Source organism: Streptomyces marokkonensis (assembly GCF_008312835.1).
GTDB classification, from domain to species: domain Bacteria; phylum Actinomycetota; class Actinomycetes; order Streptomycetales; family Streptomycetaceae; genus Streptomyces; species Streptomyces marokkonensis_A.
Window position 1 is genome coordinate 409,892 of sequence record NZ_VSKS01000004.1, and the last position, 24,723, is coordinate 434,614.

Here is a 24,723-nt window from a genome sequence, read left to right on the forward strand (position 1 = left end):
GGTCGCCACCCGTGGGACCATGGAGGCTACGTATCGATCCGACCCGAGACCGCAGACGCACAAGCACACGTATGCGGACGCCTCAAGAATCAGGACCCTGCGTGCCCGCGATCCCCAGCCATGTGCCCGAGCCGAGCCGTACCGACCCGGCGCTGATCCGCAATTTCTGCATCATCGCGCACATCGACCACGGCAAGTCCACGCTCGCCGACCGGATGCTCCAGCTGACCGGTGTGGTCGAGCAGCGGCAGATGCGCGCTCAGTACCTCGACCGCATGGACATCGAGCGCGAGCGCGGCATCACGATCAAGTCCCAGGCGGTGCGGTTGCCGTGGGCCCCGACCCACGACAAGGCCGACACGCACATCCTCAACATGATCGACACCCCCGGGCACGTCGACTTCACCTACGAGGTCTCCCGTTCGCTCGCCGCCTGCGAGGGGACCGTCCTCCTCGTCGACGCCGCCCAGGGCATCGAGGCCCAGACCCTCGCCAACCTCTACCTGGCGATGGAGAACGACCTCACGATCATCCCGGTGCTCAACAAGATCGACCTGCCGGCCGCGCAGCCCGAGAAGTTCGCCGAGGAGCTCGCCAACCTGGTCGGCTGCGACCCCGACGACGTGCTGAAGGTCTCCGCGAAGACCGGCCTCGGCGTCGAGGCGCTGCTGGACCGGGTGGTCGCCGACGTCCCCGCCCCGGTCGGCGTCAAGGACGCCCCCGCCCGCGCGATGATCTTCGACTCGGTCTACGACTCCTACCGCGGTGTCGTGACGTACGTCCGTGTCATCGACGGCCAGCTCAACAAGCGCGAGCGGATCCGGATGATGTCCACCGGCGCCACCCACGAGCTGCTGGAGATCGGCACCAACTCGCCGGAGATGCTGCCCGCCGACGGTCTCGGCGTCGGCGAGGTGGGCTACCTGATCACCGGCGTGAAGGACGTCCGCCAGTCCAAGGTCGGTGACACCGTCACCAGCCAGCACAAGGGCGCCCAGGAGGCGCTCGGCGGCTACAAGGACCCCAAGCCCATGGTGTTCTCGGGCCTGTACCCGCTGGACGGCTCCGACTACCCGGAGCTGCGCGAGGCCCTGGACAAGCTCCAGCTCAACGACGCCGCCCTGGTGTACGAGCCGGAGACCTCCGCCGCGCTCGGTTTCGGCTTCCGCGTCGGCTTCCTCGGCCTGCTGCACCTGGACGTGATCCGCGAGCGCCTCGAGCGCGAGTTCGGCCTCGACCTCATCGCCACCGCGCCGAACGTGGTCTACCGCGTCGTCATGGAGGACGGCAGCGAGCACATCGTCACCAACCCGAGCGAGTTCCCCGAGGGGAAGATCGGCGAGGTGTACGAGCCGGTCGTGCGCGCCACCATCCTGGCGCCCAGCGAGTTCATCGGCTCGATCATGGAGCTGTGCCAGACCCGGCGCGGTGTCCTGCTCGGCATGGACTACCTCTCCGAGGACCGGGTGGAGATCCGCTACACCCTCCCGCTCGCCGAGATCGTCTTCGACTTCTTCGACCAGCTGAAGTCCAAGACCCGCGGCTACGCCTCCCTCGACTACGAGCCCACCGGCGAGCAGACCTCGAGCCTGGTCAAGGTCGACATCCTGCTGCACGGCGACAAGGTGGACGCGTTCTCCGCGATCACCCACAAGGACCAGGCGTACGCGTACGGCGTGCGGCTCGTCGCCAAGCTCAAGGAGCTGATCCCGCGGCAGGCCTTCGAGGTGCCGGTGCAGGCCGCCATCGGCTCGCGGGTCATCGCCCGCGAGACCATCCGCGCCATCCGCAAGGACGTGCTCGCCAAGTGCTACGGCGGTGACATCTCCCGCAAGCGGAAGCTGCTCGAGAAGCAGAAGGAGGGCAAGAAGCGGATGAAGATGGTGGGCTCCGTGGAAGTCCCGCAGGAGGCCTTCATCGCCGTCCTCTCCAGCGACGACAGCGCGGGATCGGGCAAGGGCAAGAAGTAACCGTTGGTTACCGCGGGTCACTCCGCAAACCGGGCGGAACCGGGGCCCGTCGCACGCGAGTGCGGCGGGCCCCGCGTGTCGTTCGGGTAGCTCTCTGTACGAAGTAACAGGCCGTGGCCCCTTACGCCGTGGGCGGTCGGCCTTTACTCTGTCCGTGCTCGATAGTTACTCGCGAGTTAAACAACGGCGCGAGGAAACCCCAGCCGCACTGAGCCAGCCGCACCGTCGCGGGCCCCGGAGGACGTCGTGAGCGACACACAGACACTGATCGAGAACCGACCGCCGACCGTGGCGGCCCTCTTCCTGGAGCGTGTGGCGGCCACACCGGACGCCGAGGCCTACCGCTACCCCGTCCCACCGGCCTCCGGCGAGGGGCCGGACGACTGGAAGTCCCTCACCTGGGCGGGCACCGCCGAACGGGTCCACGCCATCGCGGCGGGCCTGATCGAGCTGGGCGTGCAGCCGGAGGAGCGGGTGGCGCTGGCGTGCGCGACCCGCGTCGAGTGGATCCTCGCCGACCTCGGCATCCTCTGCGCGGGCGCCGCCACCACCACGATCTACCCGCAGACCAACGCCGACGAGTCCGCCTACATCCTGTCCGACTCCCAGAGCCGGGTGCTCATCGCGGAGAACGCCGAGCAGGCGGCCAAGGCGGTGGCGAAGCGCGCCGAGCTGCCCGAGCTCACCCGCGTCGTGGTCATCGACCCGGCCGGCGTCGAGACCGACGACTTCGTGATGGCCCTCACCGACCTGGAGAAGCTCGGCGCCGGGCGGCTCCAGAAGGAACCGGAGCTGATCAAGGAGCGGGTCGCCGCGATCACCAAGGACCAGCTCGCCACCCTCATCTACACCTCCGGCACCACCGGCCGCCCGAAGGGCGTGCGCCTGCCGCACGACTGCTGGTCGTACATGGCCAAGGCCATCGCCGCGACCGGCCTGGTCAGCGGCGACGACGTGCAGTACCTGTGGCTGCCGCTCGCCCACGTCTTCGGCAAGGTGCTCACCTCCGGCCAGATCGAGGTGGGCCACGTCACGGCCGTCGACGGCCGCGTGGACAAGATCATCGAGAACCTGCCGGTGGTCCGGCCGACGTACATGGCGGCCGTGCCCCGCATCTTCGAGAAGGTCTACAACGGTGTCGCCGCCAAGGCGAAGGCCGGCGGAGGCGCCAAGTACAAGATCTTCCAGTGGGCGGCCGGGGTCGCCCGCGAGTACGCCAAGGTCACCCAGGACAACTTCCGCCGCACCGGTACCGCGAGCGCCCCCTTCGGCCTGCGCAGCAAGCACGCCGTCGCCGACAAGCTCGTGTACGCCAAGATCCGCGAGGCCTTCGGCGGCAACCTCCGCGCCTGCGTCTCCGGCTCCGCGGCCCTCGCGCCCGAGATCGGCTACTTCTTCTCCGGCGCCGGCATCCACATCCTGGAGGGCTACGGCCTCACCGAGTCCTCCGCGGCCTCCTTCGTCAACCCCGGCGAGGCCTACCGCACCGGCACCGTCGGCAAGCCGCTGCCCGGCACCGAGGTGCGCATCGCCGACGACGGCGAGATCCTGCTGCGCGGCCCCGGCATCATGCAGGGCTACCACAACCTGCCCGACAAGACCGCGGAGGTCCTGGAGGCGGACGGCTGGCTCCACACCGGCGACATCGGCGAGCTGTCCGCCGACGGCTACCTGCGCATCACCGACCGCAAGAAGGACCTGATCAAGACCTCCGGCGGCAAGTACATCGCGCCCGCCGAGGTCGAGGGCCAGTTCAAGGCGGTCTGCCCGTACGTCTCCAACATCCTGGTGCACGGCGCCGACCGGAACTACTGCACCGCCCTCATCGCCCTCGACGAGGCGGCCATCACGGCCTGGGCCGCCGAGAACGGCATGGCGGGCAAGCCGTACGCCGAGATCGTCGCCGCGCCCGTCACGGTCGAGATGGTCGACGGCTACGTCAAGCAGCTCAACGAGGGCCTCCAGCGCTGGCAGACCATCAAGAAGTTCCGCCTCCTGCCGCGCGACCTCGACGTCGAGCACGGCGAGATCACCCCGAGCCTGAAGCTGAAGCGCCCGGTGGTGGAGCGCGAGTACAAGAACCTCATCGAGGAGATGTACGAGGGCACCCGCGAGGCGTGACCGTCGCTCCGTGACACGCAGCGGGGCGGGATCCTCCCCGCCCCGCGTGCGTCCTGCCGTTCCGCGCGGCCGCGCGGAACGGCAGCGGGCGAGACCCGCGACGAGCCCGCGCGGGGACGCCCGATCGGACCCCTGTGCGTCCGTATGAGTGAACACCTGGCACCATGCCGGACATGACCACCCGGCCCGGCTTCCGTCTCGCGCGAGCCGCGGTCTTCGCGGCGGTGTGCGTGGTGACGACGGCTCTCGGACACTCCATGATGTCCGGCGCCGCGCCGCCGGCGTGGACCGTGGCCGGCGCGTTCGCCGCGGCGACGGGGGGAGCGTGGTGGCTGACCGGCCGGGAGCGCGGGGCGTCCGCCGTGACCGGGTCGACGATCATCACCCAGTTCGTGCTCCACAGCCTGTTCAGCCTGACGCACGTGCCGTCCCCCATGGGCTCCGCGCCGGGGGCCCACGCTCACGGCATGGCGGGCATGGACCACGCGATGCACACGATGCCGATGTCCGGTGCCTCGTCCGCACACGGCTGGACCACCGGCATGGTGCTGGCGCACACACTGGCCGCCCTGTTCTGCGCGCTGTGGCTGTGGCGCGGCGAGGCGGCCGCGTTCCGGCTCGGCCGCGCGCTCGCGGCCTTCGTCTTCGCGCCGCTGCGCCGTGCCCGCCTGGCGGTGGCCCGCACCGCGCCCGTTCTCCTGCCCGGCCGTATCGTCACCGCACCGCCCGCACAGCGGCTGCGCAGGTCACTGCTGTTCCACAGCGTCTCCCGCAGAGGTCCGCCGGCCCTCCCCGTCTGCTGCTGACCGCCCGTCCCGCGGTCTTCACGGTTCCTCGGTGACGGGCGGAGTACCGGCGCGCCCGTGACGCGTCGCACGTCCGACGTCGCACGTCCCACGCGCCGGCCCACGGCCCTGCGGTACCCCGGGCCCGACGGCCCGACGGTGTGCCGCTCATCACGCATCGCAAGGAACCTGTGATGACCCCTGCACCGACACCGACCCCTGCACCGACACCGACCCCTGCACCGACACCGACCCCTGCACCGACACTGACCCCTGCCCTCGAACGGGCCCCGCTCCCGGGCCCCGCCGCGCGTGACGACCAGCAGATCACCCGGTGGGCGCTGGCCGCCCGAGGCGGCGACAGCGAGGCGTTCGACAAGTTCGTGCGCGCCACGCACAGCGACGTCTGGCGCTTCGTCGCCCATCTCTGCGCCGACGTACAGGGCGCCGACGACCTCGCTCAGGAGACGTATCTGCGGGCGCTGACCGGGCTGCCGCGCTTCGCCGGCCGCTCGTACGCGCGTACCTGGCTGCTGTCCATCGCCCGCCGCGTGGTCGTCGACCGCCACCGCGCGGCCGCGGCCCGTCCGCGGCTCGCCGACGCCGAGGACTGGCGGGTGACCGCCGAGCGGGCGCAGCGCGCCCAGCAGACGGGGCTGCCCGGCTTCGACGACGGCGTCGCGCTCCTCGACCTCCTGGGAGCCCTGGACGCCCCGCGGCGGGAGGCGTTCGTCCTCACCCAGGTGATGGGCCTGCCCTACGCGGAGGCGGCGGCACTGGTGGGCTGCCCCATCGGCACCGTCCGCTCCCGGGTGGCGCGGGCGCGCGCGGAGATGGCCGGACTGCTGCGGATGGCGGAGACCGCCGGGGAACCCCGGCCGGTGAGTGCCGCCGCCTGAACGCGGCGAACGTGGAGGCCGCCTCCGGTTCCCGTCGGCGGACGGGGCCGGAGGCGGTGCGGTCCGCCGGAGGTCACGCCGACGGCGGAGAGTCCCGGCCGGGCCGGAGGCGCCGGTCGCGCTGGGAGTTCCGGTCCGGGAGTTCCGGTCCGGTCTGGTGGCTGGTCCGGGCGCCCGGCCGGGCTCGGGGGTGCCGGTTGTGCCGGGAGCTCAGGTCCGGCCCGGAGGCCCCGGTCCGGCCCGGATCCACGGGCCGGACCCGGAGGCACAGGCTGCCGGGCCCGGCCCGCTCAATCCGGCCCGGGGCTCACGGACGGCGTACCGACCGGACCAGGAGCACGCCCAGCAGGGCCAGGACGGCCACCAGCGACGCTCCTCCCACGAGCCACAGGGCCGGCAAGGGCGCGTCGCCGTTGCCGGCGGTGTCCGTTGCGCCCGCCCCGCCCCCACGGCGTGACGGCGTTCCGCCCGCGGTACCCGTCGTCGGCGAGGACGGGGCCGGTGACACGGCCGGCGCCGCCGGATCCGTGTTGGTGAAGGTGTAACGGCCCTGCAGCGGAGCCCCGTCGGCCGCGACGGTGCGCCAGGTGACGACGATCTCCCCGGAGGGCAGCGCCTTCACCTTCTGCTCCACGTCGTCGTTGAACGCGCCGGGCGTGCCGTCGCTGTACGACACCCCGTCGGCGCCGGACACCGCGATGCTGGTGAACTGCTGCTTGACCGGCCCGTCGAAGGTCAGCGTGACCGACTCAGGGGACCGGGACACCGCGGACCCCGCCGCCGGGTCGGACCCGACCAGCCGCGCGTGCGCCCGCGCCGGCGCGGCCGCCGCGACGACCAGCAGCAATGCGAGCAGCACGAGCAGCGCCGGCAGGGCCGCCGGGAGTGGGGCCGGCCCCCTCCCGGCGCGCCAGGACGTGGTGGCGGACTCGGTCATCGGTGTGGGCACGGCCCCGCGGAGGGCCGTGGACGGCCCGGCGGGCGTGAACGGGGAATCGCTGCGGCGCTTCACATACCAGTACGTCGGATCCGGTACCCGGAAAGTTCCCGGAAGTCTTTCCGCGAGACCCCGGGAACTTCCGGCCGGTGCGCCACGACTACCTGTCCGAACTGCCGAACGCCAAGCCGGAGGGCCGACGAATCATGCGCGCCACCACCAGTCCCACAGCCCGGAGAACCCGCCGCCCGCGTGTCCTCGTCGCCGCCTCGGCGGTCGCGGTGCTGGGGATGATCACCCTTGCCGGTTGCGGCTCGGACGACTCGTCCCCGTCCGGCTCGGGCGGTTCCGCCACCGCGACACCCGGCGAGGCCACCGCCACCGCCGCGCCGGTCACCATGAAGGATCCGTGGGTGAAGGCCGCCGAATCCGGCATGACCGGGGCGTTCGGGACCCTGGTCAACCGCACCGACGCCGACATCACCGTCGTGTCCGCCACATCCGGCGCGTCCAGGACGACGGAGCTGCACGAGGTGGCCGACGTGGACGGCAAGATGGTGATGCGTCCGAAGGAGGACGGGTTCGTCATACCGGCCAAGGGCAGCCACCGGCTCGAGCCGGGCAGCGACCATCTGATGCTGATGGGGTTGGCCGACGCGGTGAAACCGGGTGACGAGGTCCCGGTCACCCTGACCTTCAAGGACGGCCGGACGCTCGAGTTCACCGCCGTCGCCAAGCAGTTCGCGGGCGGCAAGGAGAACTACGAACCCGGCGAGTCGGGCATGAAGGACTCCGGCATGTCCGACATGAAGAAGGACTGACCACCCGCCATGGAGGAGAACCGCATCCCGCCCGTCAGCCGCCGCAGGGTGCTGGCTGGAGGAGCGCTCACCGTCACGGGCGCCCTCGCCGGTGCCGGGATCACCGCCGCTGTGGAGCGTGGCAGTGGCTCCCAGGACGGCAGCGGCGGCGACGCGGGCCGGCGCCCGCGGACCGTCACCGTCGCCTACGGAGAGGAGACCGTGCCCTTCCACGGCAGACACCAGGCGGGCATCGCGACCCCGGCCCAGTCCCACGCCGTGTTCCTCGGCTTCGAGCTGGCCAAGGGCACGGACCGCGCGGCCCTGGGCCGGATGATGCGGCTGCTCACCGACGACGCCGCCCGGCTCACCCGGGGCGAGCCGGCCCTGGCCGACACCGAACCCGAACTCGCGGCGCTGCCGGCCAGGCTGACCGTGACCTTCGGGTTCGGACCCGGGCTCTTCAGGGCGGCAGGCGTCGACGACCAGCGGCCCGCGTCCCTGGAACCGCTGCCGCGGTTCGGCATCGACCGGCTGCAGGACCGCTGGAGCGGCGGCGACCTGCTGATCCAGATCTGCGCCGACGACCCGCTCACCGTCGCGCACGCCCAGCGGATGCTGATCAAGGACGCCAGGTCGTTCGCCCGGCTGCGCTGGACCCAGCGCGGGTTCCGCCGCGGGCGCGGCGTCGAGGACGACGGGGTCACGCAGCGCAACCTCATGGGCCAGCTCGACGGCACCGCCAACCCGTATCCGGACGACGACGTCTTCTCGGAGATCGTCTGGACCGACGCGGGGCCGCGGTGGCTGCGAGACGGCGGTACGACCCTGGTACTGCGCAGGATCCGCATCGAGCTCGAGACCTGGGACGCGGTCGACACCGGCGCCAAGGAGTTCACCATCGGGCGCAGGCTGGGCACCGGGGCACCGCTCACCGGCACCGCGGAGAAGGACCTCCCCGACTTCGGCGCCGAGAACGACCTCGGCCTCCCCGTCATCTCCGAGCACGCCCACATACGGCGGGCCCACGTGGGAGAGGACCGGCGGCGCATCTTCCGCCGGCCGTACAACTACGACGAGGCCGTTGCCGCGGACGGGCGGTCGGAGACCGGACTGCTCTTCGCGTCGTTCCAGCGTGACATCGGCGAGCAGTTCCTGCCGATCCAGCGCAGCCTGGCCGAGTCCGATCTCCTCAACGAGTGGACCACCCCGATCGGTTCGGCGGTCTTCGCCGTCCCGCCGGGCTGCGCCGCCGGCGGCTGGATCGGGGACACCCTGCTCGGCTGACGCAGGACCGACCCGGGCCCCGTCGGAACGCGGCCCGGGGATGCCGCCATGCACGTCCGGGCCGCACGGCCCCGACCTCAGCCCGCGTCTCGTGGGGCGAGCCCCGACAGCCGGTCGTACCGCCCTCCTGTCCGACGGCGCGGGCCGTGGGCCGCCCCCTCCCGGTGCGGAAGTTTTCGGAACGGGTCGGGTTTCCCTTCGTTCCTGAACACGTGCGTAGCACTCTTTTCACCCCTGGCGGTCCAGTTCGGTGACTCCCCGCTTATGGGCCGGGCCTGTCTGTCACCCTGTCGGCAGCGATCGAGGTTCTATTCGTACGAACTGCCCGGGGAGCCGCCCATGCGGGCCATTCCGACCCAGCGCGAGACCGCCCTGTGCGCCTCCGACGCGCCGGGGTGCACGCGGGTGGAAGCGACCCTGTCCGGAAGCCCCCTCGCGCCCGGTTCCGCGCGGGCCCTGCTGCGCAAGGCCCTCAGCGAGTGGACGCAGCTCGCACTGCCCGGCGCCGAGCACCTCACCGGCCGCGTCGGCGACGACGCGGCGCTCGTCGCCAGCGAACTCGTCACCAACGCCGTCGTGCACGCCGGCACCGAGGTGTGCCTGACCTGCAGGCTGGAAGGGGACACCGGCGCGCTCGTGGTCGAGGTCGCCGACCGGCATCCCTCCCGCGCACCGCGCGGCGGCGGACCGGAGTCGCCGCCGGCGCACGACACCCCCGAGTACGGGCGGGGCCTGCGCCTCGTCGCGGCGCTCTCGGAGTCCTGGGGGATCACCTACCGCCCTGGCACGAAGACCGTGTGGGCCCGGCTGTCCGCCGGGGAGCACCCGGTGAGCGAGCAGACCGAGGCGTACGCGGGGGAGCGCGCGTCGGCGCCCGACCTCAGGGTGGCGGAGATCCTCGCCCCGGACCCCCTGGGACCGCCCGACCCGCCGGACCCGCTCGTCGCCCGGGGCGCGCCCGGCCACCGGGAGACGCCGGGGTCCGCCCGGGAGACCTGGCGCGGGGGCTCGTACGGCGACGACTGGCTCGCCCGCCGTCACGGGCGCGACGGCACCTGGCTCGGGCGGGGCGCCCTCTCCTTCCTCGCCGAGGCCTCCGACCTGCTCGCCGGGCAGCTGGACGAGGACCTGGTCGCCTCGCTCACCGGACAGCTCATCGTGCCGCGGCTGGCCGACTGGTGCGCGGTCTGGCTGGAGGACGAGACCACCGGCCACGGCGGCTGGAGCGACGGCGCCGGGACCGGCGGCCCCCGCCTCGCCCGCGTGTGGCACGCCAGCGAGAACCGCATCGAGGACCTGAGCCGGGTCCTGGAACAGAACCCGCCCCGCCCCGGAGACCCGCTGAGCCCGGGCCCCGTCCCCTACCGGTGCCCGGACGGGGCGCCCGACGTCCCGGCCGGCGGTACCTGCGGGACCGCCCTCGCCTACCGGCTCGTCGCCGGCGGGCGGCCGCTCGGGACGCTGGTGATCGGACGGGGCGGGATCGACCGCTTCCCCGACGAGATCACCGGTCTCGTGGAGGACCTCGGCCGGCGGGTCGCCCTCGCCATCGGCGCCGCCCGGCAGTACTCCCGGCAGGCCACCATCAGCGCCGTGCTCCAGCGCGGACTGCTGCCCGGCGCCGTCGCCGAGATCCCCGGGGTGCGCAGCGCCCTCGTCTACGAACCCTGCGACAAGGGCGGACCGAGCGGCGACTTCTACGACCTCTTCCCGGCCGGCCGCGGCCGCTGGTGCTTCGCCGTCGGCGACGTCCAGGGCAAGGGCCCCGAGGCGGCCGTCGTGATCGGGCTGGCCCGGCCCTGGCTGCGGCTGCTCGCCCGCGAGGGCTACCGCGTCGCCGACGTCCTGGACCGCCTCAACCAGCTCCTCCTCGACGACGCGACCGAGGCCGCCGACGCCGCCGCCCGCGCGCTGGTGGCCGCCGGCGCCCGCCCGGCCGTCCCCGGCGACGGTCCCCAGACCCGCTTCCTCTCCCTCCTCTACGGCGAACTCGCCCCGTTCCCCGGCGGTGTCCGCTGCACCCTCGCCTCCGCGGGACACCCCCTGCCCCTGCTGCTCGACCCCGAGGGCTCCGTCCGCGCCGTCGCCCAGCCGCAGACGCTGCTCGGGGTGATCGAGGACGCCGCGTACACCAGCGAGACCTTCGAGATGTACTCCGGCGACACCCTGCTCTGCGTCACCGACGGGGTCACCGAGCGGCGCTCCGGTTCCCGCCAGTTCGACGACGGGGACGGCCTCGCGACGGCGCTCGCGGGGTGCGCGGGCATGGACGCGGAGCGGATAGCGGAACGGATCACCCAGCTCGTGCACGAGTTCGGGGCCCGGCCGCCGGCCGACGACCTCGCGCTGCTGGTGCTGCAGGCGGAGTGACGCGGAGGGCGGGGGACGGGCACCCGGGGGACGCCGACGGGTGCGGGACAATGGAGCACATGCCTTCCGCACTCCCCGACGGCGAGCCCGTCCCCGCCGACGGCGCGCTGCCCGCCTCCGCGCTCACCGGGGCCGCCGACCGCCCCCTCGGCTTCTACCTGCACGTCCCGTACTGCGCGACCCGCTGCGGCTACTGCGACTTCAACACGTACACCGCGACCGAGCTGCGCGGCACCGGGGGAGTGCTGGCCTCCCGCGACAACTACGCCGAGACCCTGATCGACGAGATCCGCCTGGCCCGCAAGGTGCTGGGGGACGACCCGCGGCCGGTCCGCACGGTGTTCGTCGGAGGGGGCACGCCGACGCTGCTGGCGGCCGACGACCTCGTACGGATGCTGGGGGCGGTCCGGGAGGAGTTCGGGCTCGCGGCGGACGCCGAGGTGACGACGGAGGCGAACCCGGAGTCGGTCGGTCCGGACTATCTGGCGACCCTGCGCGCGGGCGGCTTCAACCGGATCTCCTTCGGCATGCAGAGCGCCCGGCAGCACGTGCTGAAGGTCCTCGACCGCACCCACACCCCGGGCCGCCCCGAAGCCTGCGTCGCCGAGGCGCGGGCGGCGGGCTTCGAGCACGTCAACCTCGACCTGATCTACGGCACGCCGGGGGAGTCCGACGACGACTGGCGGGCGTCCCTGGACGCGGCGCTCGGCGCCGGGCCGGATCACGTGTCGGCGTACGCGCTGATCGTCGAGGAGGGCACGCAGCTCGCTCGCGGCATCCGGCGCGGTGAGGTGCCGATGACGGACGACGACGTGCACGCGGACCGGTACCTGATCGCCGAGGAGATGCTGTCGGCGGCGGGGTTCGACTGGTACGAGGTGTCCAACTGGGCCACCTCGGAGGCGGGCCGCTGCCTGCACAACGAGCTGTACTGGCGCGGCGCCGACTGGTGGGGCGCGGGGCCCGGTGCCCACTCGCACGTGGGCGGGGTGCGCTGGTGGAACGTCAAGCACCCGGGGGCGTACGCGGCGGCGCTGGCGGAGGGGCGGTCGCCGGGGGCGGGGCGGGAGGTTCTGTCGGCCGAGGACCGGCGGGTGGAGCGGATCCTCCTCGAACTGCGCCTGGAGGAGGGCGTCCCTCTCTCCCTCCTCCGCCCTGAGGGGCTGGCGGCATCACGCCGGGCCCTGATGGACGGGCTGCTCCAGCAGGGTCTGTACGAGGAGGGCCGCGCGGCCCTCACCCTGCGGGGGCGGCTGCTGGCGGACGCGGTGGTGCGTGACCTGGTGGACTGACCTTCTTCCGCGGGGGCGAAGAAGCCCGGCTGTCACGACGGGGCCGTGACGAAGTCGATCAGTTCCTCCACGCGGCCCAGGAGTTCCGGCTCCAGGTCCTTGTACGTGCGCACCGAGCCGAGGATCCGCTGCCACGCCTCCCCCGTGTTCGCCACGCGCCACCCCAGCGCCGCGCACACCCCCGTCTTCCAGTCCTGCCCCCGCGGCACCCGGGGCCACGACCCGATACCCACCGCCGCCGGCTTCACCGCCTCCCAGATGTCGATGTACGGGTGGCCGACCACCAGCGCGTGCTCGCTCGTCACCGCCTCCGCGATCCGCCACTCCTTCGACCCCGGGACCAGGTGGTCCACCAGGACCCCCAGCCGCGCGTCCGGGCCGGGGCCGAAGGACTCGACGATCGACGGCAGGTCGTCCACGCCCTCCAGGTACTCCACGACGACCCCCTCGATGCGCAGGTCGTCGCCCCACACCTTCTCGACCAGCTCGGCGTCGTGCCGGCCCTCGACGTAGATGCGCCCCGCGCGGGCGACACGCGCCCGCGCGCCGGGAACGGCCACCGACCCCGACGCCGTACGGGCGGGCCGCCGAGGCCCTGTCGAGGGCCGTACCAGCGTCACCACGCGCCCCTCCAGCAGGAACCCACGCGGCTCCAGCGGGAACACGCGGTGCTTGCCGAAGCGGTCCTCCAGGGTCACCGTGCCGGCCTCGCAGCGGATCACCGCGCCGCAGAAGCCGGTGCCCGGCTCCTCCACGACCAGGCCGGGCTCGGCCGCGACCTCGGGAACCGGCTGCGGTTTCTTCCACGGAGGGGTCAGATCGGCGGAGTACTGGCGCATTCTGACGACGATACGAGGATCCCGCCCGCGGTGATCAGTCCGACACGCCGAAACGCCCCGCCAGGACCTCGCGTTGGGCCCGGACGAACGCCGCGTCGACCACCGCCCCGTGACCGGGGACGTACCGCGCGTCCTCCCCGCCCAGCGCCAGCAGCCGGTCCAGCGCGGCCGGCCACTGCGACGGTACGGCGTCGGGGCCCGCCTGCGGTTCGCCGGACTCCTCGACCAGGTCGCCGCAGAAGACCACCTCCGGGTCGCCGGGCACGAGGACCGTCAGATCGTGGGCCGTGTGCCCCGGACCCACGTTCGCCAGCAGCACCTGCCGGCCGCCGAGGTCGAGCGTCCACTCGCCGGACACCGCGTGCCGGGGCGGGGTCAGCGCGTCCGCGGCCTCCTCAGCCGTGCGCGCGTCCAGCCCGTGGCGCACCGCGTCCGCGCGCAGCTCCTCGCGCCCGCGCGCCGTCAGCACGGTCTCCATGCCCACCGCGCCGAACACCTCCGCCCCCGCGAACGCCGCGGCCCCGAGGACGTGGTCGAAGTGGGGATGGGTGAGCGCGAGATGCGTCACACGGCGGCCGGTGAGCGCCCGCGCCTCGGCCCGCAACCGCGCGCCCTCACTCAGACTGGACCCGGCGTCGACGAGCAGCACGGCGTCGGTACCCACCACGAGCCCCGCCGTGCAGTCCCACACCGGCAGCCGGCACCGCCCCACCCCGGGCGCCACTTGCTCCCATCCCGACTCTTCCCAAGTCACGGTCATGACGGGGACGCTATCGGGGACGGCGCCGCCCGGCACGACGGCGCGGGACCGGCCTTGCCCGGGGCGTACCCCCCGGCCGTACACTGGGCCGGGGAAGTCTGGCACTCGCGTGCGAAGAGTGCCAGAGACGTTACCGGGCGGAAAGCTACTGGAGGTGCGCGCGATGCTCAGTGAACGCAGGCTCCAGGTGCTGCGCGCCATCGTCCAGGACTACGTGGGCACCGAGGAGCCCGTCGGCTCCAAGGCGCTCACCGAGCGGCACAACCTCGGCGTGTCCCCGGCCACCGTGCGCAACGACATGGCGGCCCTGGAGGACGAGGGCTTCATCGCCCAGCCGCACACCAGTGCCGGGCGCATCCCCACCGACAAGGGCTACCGGCTGTTCGTCGACAAGCTCGCCGGTGTCAAGCCGATGACCGCGCCCGAGCGGCGGGCCATCCAGAACTTCCTCGAGGGCGCCGTCGACCTGGACGACGTGGTGGCCAGGACCGTACGGCTGCTCGCTCAGCTGACCCGGCAGGTCGCCGTCGTGCAGTACCCGTCGCTGACCCGTTCGACGGTGCGGCACGTGGAACTGCTGGCCCTGGCGCCCGCGCGGCTGATGCTGGTGCTGATCACGGACACCGGCCGGGTCGAGCAGCGCATGGTCGACTGCCCGGCGCCGTTCGGCGAGTCGTCCCTGGCGGATCTGCGGGCGCGGCTCAACAGCCGGGTCGCGGGCCGCCGGTTCGCGGACGTGCCGAGTCTGGTGGAGGACCTCCCGGAGGCCTTCGAGGCCGACGACCGCGGTACGGTCTCGACGGTGCTCTCCACTCTCCTGGAGACGCTCGTCGAGGAGAACGAGGAGCGGCTGATGATCGGCGGCACCGCCAATCTCACCCGCTTCGGACACGACTTCCCCCTCACGATCCGGCCCGTCCTGGAGGCGCTCGAGGAGCAGGTCGTGCTCCTCAAGCTGCTCGGCGAGGCGAAGGATCCGGGCGTGACCGTCCGTATCGGTCATGAGAACGCCCATGAAGGACTCAACTCCACGTCTGTCGTGTCGGTGGGCTACGGTTCGGGCGGCGAGGCGGTTGCCAAGCTCGGCGTGGTCGGACCGACCCGCATGGACTACCCGGGAACGATGGGAGCGGTACGCGCAGTGGCACGGTACGTCGGACAGATCCTGGCGGAGTCGTAGTGGCCACGGACTACTACGCCGTACTCGGCGTGCGCCGCGACGCGTCGCAGGAGGAGATCAAGAAGGCCTTCCGGCGGCTCGCCCGCGAGCTGCATCCGGACGTCAACCCGGATCCGAAGACCCAGGAGCGGTTCAAGGAGATCAACGCCGCCTACGAGGTGCTGTCGGACCCGCAGAAGAAGCAGGTCTACGACCTCGGCGGCGACCCGCTCTCGCAGGCCGGCGGCGCCGGCGGCGCGGGCGGCTTCGGGGCCGGCGGCTTCGGCAACTTCTCCGACATCATGGACGCGTTCTTCGGCACGGCGTCGCAGCGCGGGCCGCGCTCGCGCACCCGCCGGGGCCAGGACGCGATGATCCGCATCGAGGTCGAGCTGGACGAGGCCGCGTTCGGCACGACCAAGGACATCCAGGTCGACACGGCGATCGTCTGCACCACGTGCAACGGCGAGGGCGCGGCGCCCGGCACCAGCGCGCAGACCTGTGACATGTGCCGCGGCCGTGGTGAGGTCTCGCAGGTCACGCGGTCCTTCCTGGGCCAGGTCATGACGTCCCGCCCGTGCCCGCAGTGCCAGGGCTTCGGCACCGTGGTCCCCACGCCGTGCCCGGAGTGCGCCGGCGACGGCCGGGTCCGCTCCCGGCGCACGCTCACGGTCAAGATCCCGGCCGGTGTCGACAACGGCACCCGGATCCAGCTGGCCGGCGAGGGCGAGGTCGGTCCCGGCGGCGGTCCGGCAGGCGACCTGTACGTCGAGATCCACGAACTCCCGCACCCGACCTTCCAGCGGCGCGGAGACGACCTGCACTGCACGGTCACCATCCCGATGACCGCGGCGGCCCTCGGCACCAAGGTGCCGCTGGAGACGCTGGACGGCATGGAGGAGGTCGACATCCGGCCCGGCACCCAGTCCGGCCAGTCGATCCCGCTGCACGGCCGGGGCGTCACGCATCTGCGCGGCGGCGGCCGGGGCGACCTCATCGTCCACGTCGAGGTCCAGACCCCGACCAAGCTCGACCCCGAACAGGAACGCCTCCTGCGCGAACTGGCCAAGCTGCGGGGCGAGGAACGGCCTCAGGGCACGTTCCAGCCGGGTCAGCAGGGATTGTTCTCGCGGCTGAAGGACGCGTTCAACGGCCGCTGACCGGTCACCTCGGGCCGCTGGTGGTGTGCTGCTGGGGGTCCGGGGGTGGGCCCCCGGGTGGTGGGGTCAGCCGGGTCGGCAGGGATTGTTCTCGCGGCTGAAGGACGCGTTCGACGGCCGCTGAGGAACGCTTCCGAAAAGTGGCTTATGCCAAGGGGAAGGGCGGATTCGGACTTGGTCGGGGGACGTGACAACATGCCGTCATGTCCTCCGTACCCACCGATCTCTTCCCGCACCCGATCGTGCAGGCCCCCATGGCGGGCGGTGTCGCCGTGCCGCAGCTCGCCGCGGCCGTGTCCGAGGCGGGCGGGCTCGGTTTCCTGGCCGCCGGGTACAAGACCGCGGACGGGATGTACCAGGAGATCAAGCAGCTGCGGGGACTGACCGCCCGGCCCTTCGGCGTCAACCTCTTCCTGCCGCAGCCGGAGACGGCCGACCCCGCCGCCGTCGGTGTCTACGCCCACCAGCTGGCCGGTGAGGCCTCCTGGTACGAGACCGAGCTCGGCGACCCCGACAGCGGCCGCGACGACGGCTACGACGCCAAGCTCGCCGTGCTGCTGGACAACCCGGTGCCGGTGGTGTCGTTCCACTTCGGGGTGCCCTCCCGGGAGGTATTGGACTCCCTGCGCCGTGTCGGCACGTTCACCATGGTCACCGCCACGACCGCGGAGGAGGCCCGGGCCGTGGAGCGGGCCGGAGCGGACGCGGTGATCGCGCAGGGCGTCGAGGCCGGCGGGCACCAGGGCACCCACCGGGACGACCCGGAGACGGACGGCTCCGGCCTCGGGGTGCTGTCCCTCGTCGCCCAGGTCCGAGAGTCCGTCGGCATCCCGGTCGTCGCCGCCGGCGGCATCATGCGCGGCGGCCAGATCGCGGCCGTCCTCGCGGCCGGCGCCGCCGCGGCACAGCTCGGCACGGCCTTCCTCGCCGCCCACGAGTCCGGCGCGCACGCCCTGCACAAGCAGGCCCTCACCAGCCCCCTGTACGTCCGCACCGAGCTCACCCGGGCCTTCTCCGGCCGCCCGGCCCGCGCCCTGGTCAACCGCTTCCTGCGCGAGCACGGCCCGTACGCGCCCGCCGCCTACCCGGACGTCCACCACCTCACCGCACCGCTGCGCAAGGCCGCCGCCAAGGCCGGCGACGCCCAGGGCATGGCGCTGTGGGCGGGACAGGGCCACCGGATGGCCCGCGAGCTGCCCGCCGGACAGCTCGTGGAGGTCCTGACCGCCGAACTCGCCGCCGCCCGGACAGCGTTGTCGGCGGGAGGTGCCCGATGACCGCCCCGGTGTTCGTCGTCGACGGCTTCGGCACGGACGAGGCCGGCCGTTACGTCCTCGACGGTCCCGAGGGCCGCCACGCCGTCTCCGTGAAGCGGCTGCGCGCCGGTGAGGGCGTCGTGCTCACCGACGGGGCCGGCCGCTGGGCCGAGGGCGAGGTGGACGCCACCGAGGGCAAGGACCGGCTGATCGTGCGGCTCGGCGGGGTCGTCGAGGAGCCCGAGGAGTCCCCGAGGCTCACCGTCGTCCAGGCCCTGCCCAAGGGCGACCGGGGCGAGCTGGCCGTGGAGACGATGACCGAGGTCGGTGTCGACGCGATCGTGCCGTGGTCGGCGGCGCGCTGCGTCACGCAGTGGAAGGGCGAGCGCGGGCTGAAGTCGCTCGCCAAGTGGCGGGCGACGGCCCGGGAGGCCGGCAAGCAGTCCCGCCGGGTGCGCTTTCCGGCGGTCGCGGACGCGGTGACGAGCAAGGGGGTTGCGTCACTTCTCGCCGAAGCGTCGTTCGCCGCCGTGCTCCACGAGAGCGGTACGGAGCCACTGGCGACGGCCGAACTCCCCACCTCCGGTGACATCGTGCTGGTCGTCGGGCCCGAAGGCGGTGTGTCGCCGGAGGAGTTGGCCCTCTTCGGAACGGCCGGCGCGCGGGCCTACCGGCTGGGGCGCAGTGTGCTGCGCACGTCCACGGCCGGGACGGCGGCGGCGGCGCTGCTGTTGGGCCGCACGGGCCGCTGGTCGTGACCCGGGGGCGCTGCCCCCGGACCCCGCTCCTCGAACGCCGGAGGGGCTGATTCAGCCGGTCCGGCGTTCGAGGACGAGGCCCGTTTGGAAGCATGTGGCCGTATGCGCTCTACCGTCCCGCCTGTGACGGTGGCAGTCTGCCGTCCATGGGGGCGATGAAAAGGGTTCCGCGCGGAGCGCGTTGGTGGCGGCGGCAGGCACTCGCCGCCGGATTCGCCGTGGCCGCCGTGGCCGGCGTCACGGCGTGCGAGGGCGGCGGACTGAGCTCCGCGGCCGTCGCGCTCACGACCGACGAGACCGTGACCAAGGAGCTCAACCGGCAGAAGGCCAAGGTCCGCTGGCTCAGCTGCACCGCCTCCTTCGGCGACAAGGACGACAAGAACGACAAGAACGGCTCCTCGTCCGGCGGTGAGGACACCGTCGCCTCCGTCGACTGCCAGGGCGAGACCCAGGACGGCAAGGAGATCGCCGTGACCGGCAGGGTCACCCACGCCGTCAACGGCGCCTGCGTGCGCGGGAACATCACCGCGAAGGTGGACGGCAAGCAGGTGTTCCGCGTCGACGGCCTGGGCGACTGCGACTCCACGAGCCCGCCGCGCGTGGGCGAACCCACGCAGCGGGGACCACGGCCCACCGTCACCGTGACCGTCACGACGACCGTGTGGTGCGAGCAGTACCCGTCCTGTCGCCCCGTCGAGGGCAAGTGATCGGAACCCCTGTCCAGGACCGCCCGAGCCTGCATAGGGTGATCGGGTGACACAGTCCGCATCGGTCGCATCCGCCGCCTACCTCCGGTTCCCGCATCTGCACGGCGAGTTGGTCGCCTTCACCGCCGAGGACGACGTGTGGCTCGCCCCGCTCGACGGCGGCCGCGCCTGGCGGGTCAGCGCCGACAACGTGCCGGTGACCCAGCCCCGCATCTCGCCCGACGGCACCACCGTCGCCTGGACGTCCACCCGCGACGGTGCCCCCGAGGTGCACATCGCGCCCGTCGACGGCGGCCCCGCCCGCCGCCTGACCCACTGGGGGAGCCTCAGGACCCAGGTGCGCGGCTGGACGGCCGACGGCCGGGTCCTGGCGATCAGCACCCAGGGCCAGGCCAGTCTGCGCCGCACCTGGGCCCGCGCCGTGCCCCTCGACGGCGGACCCGCCGACACCCTGCCCTACGGCCCCGTCGGCGACGTCGCCCACGGACCGCACACCGTGCTGCTGTCCGCGCCCATGGGCCGCGAGGCCGCCTGGTGGAAGCGCTACCGGGGCGGCACCGCGGGCAAACTGTGGATCGACCGCGAGGACGACGGCGAGTTCGTCCGGCTGCACGAGGACCTCGACGGGAACATCGAGTACCCGCTGTGGGTGGGGGACAGGATCGCGTTCCTCTCCGACCACGAGGGCACCGGCGCGCTGTACTCCTCCCTCGCCGACGGCTCCGACCTGCGCCGGCACACCGCTCTCGACGGTTTCTACGCCCGGCACGCCGCCACCGACGGCACGCGCGTCGTCTACTCCGGCGCCGGTGAGCTGTGGCTGCTGGACGACCTCGACGGGGACGGGCCGCGCCGCCTCGACATCCGGCTCGGCGGGCAGCGCGTCGACCTCCAGCCCTTCCCGGTGAACGCCGCCCGCTGGTTCGGCTCCGCGTCCCCCGACCACACCGCGCGCGGCAGCGCCGTCTGCGTGCGCGGCACCGTCCACTGGGTCACCCACCGCTCCGGGCCGGCCCGTGCGCTCGCCGCGACGCCGGGCGTACGGGCCCGGCGGCCGTGCGCCTTCCGCGCGGACGGCGAGGAGTGGGTGGTGTGGGTGACCGACGCCGAGGGCGACGACGCGCTGGAGTTCGCCCCCGCCACCGGCCTCGCCCCCGGAGCGACCCCGCGCCGGATCGCCGCCGGGCGGCTCGGCCGGGTCGTGGAGCTGGCCATGGCGCCCGACGGCAGCCGCGCCGCGATCGCCTCGCACGACGGCCGCCTCCTCCTCGTCGAGCGGGAGACCGGCGAGGTCCGGGAGGTCGACCGCAGCGAGGACGGCGACGTCTCCGGGCTTGTCTTCTCGCCCGACTCCGCCTGGCTCGCCTGGTCCCACCCCGGCCCGCGCCCGCTCAGCCAGCTCCGCCTCGCCAACACCACCGACCTCTCGGTCACCGAGGCGACCCCGCTGCGCTTCCAGGACTACGCGCCCGCGTTCACCCTCGACGGCAAGCACCTCGCGTTCCTGTCGACCCGCTCCTTCGACCCGGTCTACGACGAGCACGTCTTCGACCTGGCCTTCGTCGAGGGCGTACGCCCGTATCTGATCACCCTCGCGGCGACCACCCCGTCCCCGTTCGGGCCGCAGCGGCACGGCCGCCCCTTCGAGACGCCGGACCGGGACGAGACGCCCGACAGCGAGGGCACGCCGACCACCCGCGTCGACCTCGACGGCCTCGCCGACCGCATCGTGCCGTTCCCGGTCGAGGCCGCCCGCTACACCAACCTGCGCGCCGCCAAGGACGGGCTGCTGTGGCTGCGGCACCCGGTGCGGGGCGTGCTGGGCGCGTCCAGGGCCACCCCGGACGATCCCGACCCCAAGACCGACCTGGAGCGCTACGACCTCGCCCAGCAGCGCATCGAGCACCTCGCCGTGGACGCCGACCACTTCGAGGTCAGCGGCGACGGCAAGCGGGTGCTGCTGTGGACCGACGGGCGGCTGAAGGTCGTCCCCAGCGACCGGCGCGCCTCGGGTGACGACGACAGCGACTCCAACATCACCGTCGATCTGGGCCGGGTCCGCCAGTTCGTCGACCCGGCGGCCGAGTGGCGGCAGATGTTCGACGAGAACGGCCGCATCATGCGGGACAACTTCTGGCGTCCCGACATGAGCGGGGTGGACTGGGACGCGGTGCTGGACCGGTACCGGCCCGTGCTCGACCGGCTGGCCACGCACGACGACCTGGTGGACCTGCTGTGGGAGGTGCAGGGGGAGCTCGGCACCTCGCACGCCTACGTCACCCCGCGCGGCGGGCACGGCGGCACCGGGGCACGGCAGGGGCTGCTGGGCGCCGACATCTCCCGGCACGAGGACGGCAGCTGGCGGGTCGACAGGATCCTGCCCGCGGAGACCTCCGACCCGGACGCCCGCTCGCCGCTCGCCGCGCCGGGGGTCGCCGTACGGGTCGGCGACGCGATCGTCGCCGTCGCGGGCCGGGCGGTCGATCCGGTGACCGGGCCCGCGCCGCTGCTGGTGGGGACGGCGGGCAAGCCCGTCGAGCTGACCGTGTCGCCCTCGGGGGGCGGCGAGCCGCGGCACGCGGTCGTCGTACCGCTCGCCGACGAGGAGCCGTTGCGGTACCACGCCTGGGTCGCCGACCGGCGGGCGTACGTGCTGGAGAGGTCCGCGGGGCGGCTGGGGTACATCCACGTCCCCGACATGCAGGCGCCCGGGTGGGCGCAGATCCACCGCGACCTGCGGGTCGAGGTGCTGCGCGAGGGGCTGATCGTGGACGTGCGGGAGAACCGGGGCGGGCACACCTCGCAGCTCGTCGTGGAGAAGCTGGCCCGGCGGATCGTCGGGTGGGACCTGCCGCGCGGGATGCGGGCGGAGAGCTATCCGCGCGACGCGCCCCGGGGGCCCGTCGTCGCGGTGGCCAACGAGTTCTCCGGGTCCGACGGCGACATCGTGAACGCGGCGATCCGGGCGCTGGGGATCGGGCCGGTGGTCGGTACGCGGACGTGGGGCGGCGTGATCGGGATCGACAGCCGGTACCGGCTGGTCGACGGGACGCTGGTGACGCAGCCGAAGTACGCGTTCTGGCTGGAGGGGTACGGCTGGGGGGTGGAGAACCACGGGGTCGACCCCGACGTGGAGGTCGTGCAGCGGCCGCAGGACCACGCGGCGGGGCGGGACGTCCAGCTCGACGAGGCGGTCCGGCTGGCGCTGGAGGCGCTGGAGTCGGCGCCCGCGAAGGTGCCGCCCGCGTTGCCGTGAGCGACCGGCAGGGCCGCGGGCACGACTGCCCGCGGCCGGGTCGGTAGCATGCCTGCGTAGGTGATCGTCGGGTCGAGGAGGGCGTATGGCTGGGGAACCTCAGGACGACTGTTTGTTCTGCAGGATCGTGGCGGGGAGCATCCCGGCGACGATCGTGCGGGAGACGGAGACGACCGTCGCGTTCCGTGACATCAACCCCCAGGCGCCCACCCATGTGCTGGTGATCCCGAAGGCGCACCACCGCGACGCCGCCGCCCTCGCCGCCGCCGCGCCCGGGCTGGCCGCGGACGTGCTGCGGGAGACGCAGGCCGTCGCCGACGACGAGAAGCTGGAGAGCTACCGGGTCGTCTTCAACACCGGCAGCGGCGCCGGTCAGACCGTCTGGCACGCGCACGCCCACGTCCTGGGCGGCCGCGGCCTCGACTGGCCCCCCGGATAGACGGCCTTGTCCGTACGCGAACTGGTGGTGCTCGGCACCGCGAGCCAGGTCCCCACCCGGCACCGCAACCACAACGGCTACCTGCTGCGCTGGGACGGCGAGGGCATCCTCTTCGACCCCGGCGAGGGCACCCAGCGCCAGATGCTGCGCGCCGGGGTCGCCGCCCACGACCTGAACCGGATCTGCGTCACCCACTTCCACGGCGACCACTCCCTCGGGCTCGCCGGGGTGATCCAGCGCATCAACCTGGACAAGGTGCCGCACGAGGTCACCGCCCACTACCCCCGCTCCGGGCAGCGCTTCTTCGAGCGCCTGCGGTACGCGACCGCCTACCGCGAGAGCGTCCCCCTCACCGAGGCCCCCGTCGACGTCGACGGCCCCCTCGCCCGTACGCCCGGCTACACGCTGGAGGCGCGGAGGCTGTCCCATCCCGTCGAGGCGTACGGCTACCGGCTCGTCGAGCCCGACGGCCGGCGCATGCTGCCCGACCGGCTGGCCGCGCACGGCATCAAGGGGCCGGACGTCGGCCGCATCCAGCGTGAGGGCTCGCTGGGCGGGGTCCCGCTGGAGGAGGTCAGCGAGGTGCGGCGCGGGCAGCGCTTCGCGTTCGTCATGGACACCCGGCTGTGCGACGGGGTGTACGCGCTTGCCGAGGGCTGCGACATGCTGGTCATCGAGTCGACGTTCCTCGACGAGGACGAGGAACTCGCCGTCGAGTTCGGCCATCTGACGGCCGGGCAGGCGGCGCGGGTGGCGCGCGAGGCGGGCGTGCGGCATCTCGTCCTCACCCACTTCAGCCAGCGCTACTCGGATCCGGAGGAGTTCGAGCGGCAGGCGCGGGCGGCCGGGTACGACGGGGAGCTGACCGTGGCACACGATCTGCAACGGGTGGGACTTCCGAAGCGTCGGTGAAACGGCCGTACGATGGCCGGATGTCCCTACCGAAAGCCGAACTCCACCTTCATATCGAAGGTACTCTGGAGCCCGACCTCGCCTTCGCCCTCGCCGCTCGCAACGGCGTCGAGCTGCCCTGTGCCGACACCGACGCGCTCCGCGAGGCGTACCGTTTCCAGGATCTCCAGTCCTTCCTGGACCTGTACTACGCGCTCATGACGGTGCTGCGCACCGAGCGGGACTTCGAGGACCTCGCCGACGCCTATCTCGCGCGGGCCGCCGCGCAGGGCGTACGGCACGCGGAGATCTTCTTCGATCCCCAGGCCCACCTGGCGCGCGGGGTCGGTATGGGCACGGTGGTCGAGGGGCTGTGGCGGGCGCTGGGCGGGAGCGAGGAGCGGCACGGGGTGTCGACCCGGCTGATCATGTGCTTCCTGCGGGACGAGTCCGCGGAGTCGGCCATGGCGACGCTCGACGCCGCCGGGCCGTATCTCGACCGGATCACCGGCGTCGGGCTCGACTCGGCCGAGGTGGGGCATCCGCCGCGGAAGTTCCGGGAGGTGTACGAGGCCGCCGCCGCGCTGGGGCTGCGGCGCGTGGCGCACGCGGGTGAGGAGGGGCCGCCGGAGTACATCACCGAGGCGCTGGACGTCCTCGGAGTCGAACGGGTCGACCACGGGCTGCGCTGTGTGGAGGACCCGGCTCTGGTGGAGCGGCTGGTGCGCGAGCGCGTCCCGCTCACCCTGTGCCCGCTGTCCAACGTCCGCCTGCGCACGGTCGACACCCTCGCCGGCCACCCGCTGCCGGCGATGCTGGACGCGGGTCTGATGTGCACGGTCAACTCCGACGACCCGGCCTACTTCGGCGGCTACGCCGGGGACAACTTCGACGCGGTGCGCGGGGCTCTGGGCCTCGGCCCGGAGCGTCTGCGCGAGCTGGCGCGAAACTCCTTCCTCGCCTCGTTCCTGGACGACGACGAGGCGCTGCGGGCGCGGTACCTCGCCGAGGTGGAGGCGTACGACTTCGGCTGAGCG

At 73.1% G+C, this 24,723-nt stretch carries 20 protein-coding genes; 17 read left to right on the forward strand and 3 right to left on the reverse strand.

Translation table 11 applies throughout. The features are described from left to right. The first annotated feature begins 101 nt into the window (after positions 1-101). The 4 genes from lepA to F1615_RS10215 all read left to right on the forward strand — a co-directional run bounded on the left by lepA (position 102) and on the right by F1615_RS10215 (position 5,775). On the forward strand, positions 102-1,970 hold the full coding sequence (lepA, locus tag F1615_RS10200; RefSeq protein WP_149548555.1) for a translation elongation factor 4: 1,869 nt from the start codon (positions 102-104) through the stop codon (positions 1,968-1,970). Positions 1,971-2,216: 246 nt separating this feature from the next. Beyond that, positions 2,217-4,091 (forward strand): AMP-dependent synthetase/ligase, encoded by a 1,875-nt coding sequence (locus F1615_RS10205; protein ID WP_149548556.1) that lies wholly within the window; start codon positions 2,217-2,219, stop codon positions 4,089-4,091. 173 nt (positions 4,092-4,264) lie between these two features. Further along, complete coding sequence (locus F1615_RS10210) at positions 4,265-4,897, forward strand: hypothetical protein (RefSeq protein WP_149548557.1); 633 nt, start codon at positions 4,265-4,267, stop codon at positions 4,895-4,897. Positions 4,898-5,070: 173 nt separating this feature from the next. Further along, complete coding sequence (locus F1615_RS10215) at positions 5,071-5,775, forward strand: sigma-70 family RNA polymerase sigma factor (protein WP_149548558.1); 705 nt, start codon at positions 5,071-5,073, stop codon at positions 5,773-5,775. A 307-nt stretch (positions 5,776-6,082) separates the two neighbouring features. Here the strand turns inward: F1615_RS10215 and F1615_RS10220 are convergent, their stop codons facing one another. Beyond that, positions 6,083-6,712: a copper resistance CopC family protein gene (locus F1615_RS10220; protein ID WP_149548559.1), complete on the reverse strand. Its 630-nt coding sequence runs from the start codon at positions 6,710-6,712 to the stop codon at positions 6,083-6,085. Between the two features lie 149 nt (positions 6,713-6,861). Between F1615_RS10220 and F1615_RS10225 the strand changes: the two genes are divergently transcribed. The 4 genes from F1615_RS10225 (at position 6,862) to hemW (ending at position 12,461) form a co-directional block, all read left to right on the forward strand. Continuing rightward, the gene (locus F1615_RS10225; protein ID WP_208818286.1) at positions 6,862-7,533 is read left to right on the forward strand and encodes a copper chaperone PCu(A)C; all 672 of its coding nucleotides are present in this window, start codon (positions 6,862-6,864) and stop codon (positions 7,531-7,533) included. 9 nt (positions 7,534-7,542) lie between these two features. Beyond that, positions 7,543-8,799, forward strand: coding sequence for a Dyp-type peroxidase (locus F1615_RS10230; protein ID WP_149548560.1), 1,257 nt, complete (start codon positions 7,543-7,545; stop codon positions 8,797-8,799). Positions 8,800-9,138: 339 nt separating this feature from the next. Then, positions 9,139-11,169, forward strand: coding sequence for an ATP-binding SpoIIE family protein phosphatase (locus F1615_RS10235; protein WP_149548561.1), 2,031 nt, complete (start codon positions 9,139-9,141; stop codon positions 11,167-11,169). 59 nt (positions 11,170-11,228) lie between these two features. Further along, positions 11,229-12,461 (forward strand): radical SAM family heme chaperone HemW, encoded by a 1,233-nt coding sequence (hemW, locus tag F1615_RS10240; RefSeq protein ID WP_149548562.1) that lies wholly within the window; start codon positions 11,229-11,231, stop codon positions 12,459-12,461. A gap of 32 nt (positions 12,462-12,493) precedes the next feature. Here the strand turns inward: hemW and F1615_RS10245 are convergent, their stop codons facing one another. Together F1615_RS10245 and F1615_RS10250 are read right to left on the reverse strand one after the other, a co-directional pair. Then, positions 12,494-13,300, reverse strand: coding sequence for a DUF3097 domain-containing protein (locus F1615_RS10245; RefSeq protein WP_149548563.1), 807 nt, complete (start codon positions 13,298-13,300; stop codon positions 12,494-12,496). A gap of 34 nt (positions 13,301-13,334) precedes the next feature. Continuing rightward, complete coding sequence (locus F1615_RS10250) at positions 13,335-14,060, reverse strand: MBL fold metallo-hydrolase (protein ID WP_149548564.1); 726 nt, start codon at positions 14,058-14,060, stop codon at positions 13,335-13,337. 163 nt (positions 14,061-14,223) lie between these two features. Here F1615_RS10250 and hrcA point away from each other — a divergent pair, with 163 nt between their 5' ends. From hrcA to F1615_RS10295, 9 genes are all read left to right on the forward strand, one after another. Next, positions 14,224-15,240, forward strand: a complete 1,017-nt coding sequence (hrcA, locus tag F1615_RS10255) for a heat-inducible transcriptional repressor HrcA (RefSeq protein ID WP_149548565.1) — start codon at positions 14,224-14,226, stop codon at positions 15,238-15,240. Further along, complete coding sequence (gene dnaJ, locus F1615_RS10260) at positions 15,240-16,379, forward strand: molecular chaperone DnaJ (RefSeq protein WP_149548566.1); 1,140 nt, start codon at positions 15,240-15,242, stop codon at positions 16,377-16,379. Before hrcA ends, dnaJ begins: the two co-directional genes overlap by 1 nt. A gap of 203 nt (positions 16,380-16,582) precedes the next feature. Continuing rightward, on the forward strand, positions 16,583-17,656 hold the full coding sequence (locus F1615_RS10265; RefSeq protein WP_149548567.1) for a nitronate monooxygenase: 1,074 nt from the start codon (positions 16,583-16,585) through the stop codon (positions 17,654-17,656). Continuing rightward, positions 17,653-18,393 carry a 16S rRNA (uracil(1498)-N(3))-methyltransferase gene (locus F1615_RS10270; protein ID WP_149548568.1) on the forward strand — a complete coding sequence of 247 codons (741 nt, stop codon included), beginning with the start codon at positions 17,653-17,655 and terminating at the stop codon, positions 18,391-18,393. Before F1615_RS10265 ends, F1615_RS10270 begins: the two co-directional genes overlap by 4 nt. A 146-nt stretch (positions 18,394-18,539) precedes the next feature. After that, a complete protein-coding gene (locus tag F1615_RS10275) occupies positions 18,540-19,100 on the forward strand; it encodes a hypothetical protein (protein ID WP_244328682.1) in 561 nt (186 codons plus the stop codon). A gap of 109 nt (positions 19,101-19,209) precedes the next feature. After that, positions 19,210-22,356 carry a S41 family peptidase gene (locus F1615_RS10280; protein ID WP_425385633.1) on the forward strand — a complete coding sequence of 1,049 codons (3,147 nt, stop codon included), beginning with the start codon at positions 19,210-19,212 and terminating at the stop codon, positions 22,354-22,356. 85 nt (positions 22,357-22,441) lie between these two features. Beyond that, positions 22,442-22,795: a histidine triad nucleotide-binding protein gene (locus tag F1615_RS10285; protein ID WP_149548570.1), complete on the forward strand. Its 354-nt coding sequence runs from the start codon at positions 22,442-22,444 to the stop codon at positions 22,793-22,795. A 6-nt stretch (positions 22,796-22,801) separates the two neighbouring features. Further along, on the forward strand, positions 22,802-23,707 hold the full coding sequence (locus F1615_RS10290) for a ribonuclease Z (RefSeq protein WP_149548571.1): 906 nt from the start codon (positions 22,802-22,804) through the stop codon (positions 23,705-23,707). A gap of 20 nt (positions 23,708-23,727) precedes the next feature. Then, positions 23,728-24,720 carry an adenosine deaminase gene (locus F1615_RS10295; protein WP_167533701.1) on the forward strand — a complete coding sequence of 331 codons (993 nt, stop codon included), beginning with the start codon at positions 23,728-23,730 and terminating at the stop codon, positions 24,718-24,720. The last annotated feature ends 3 nt before the right edge of the window (positions 24,721-24,723 follow it).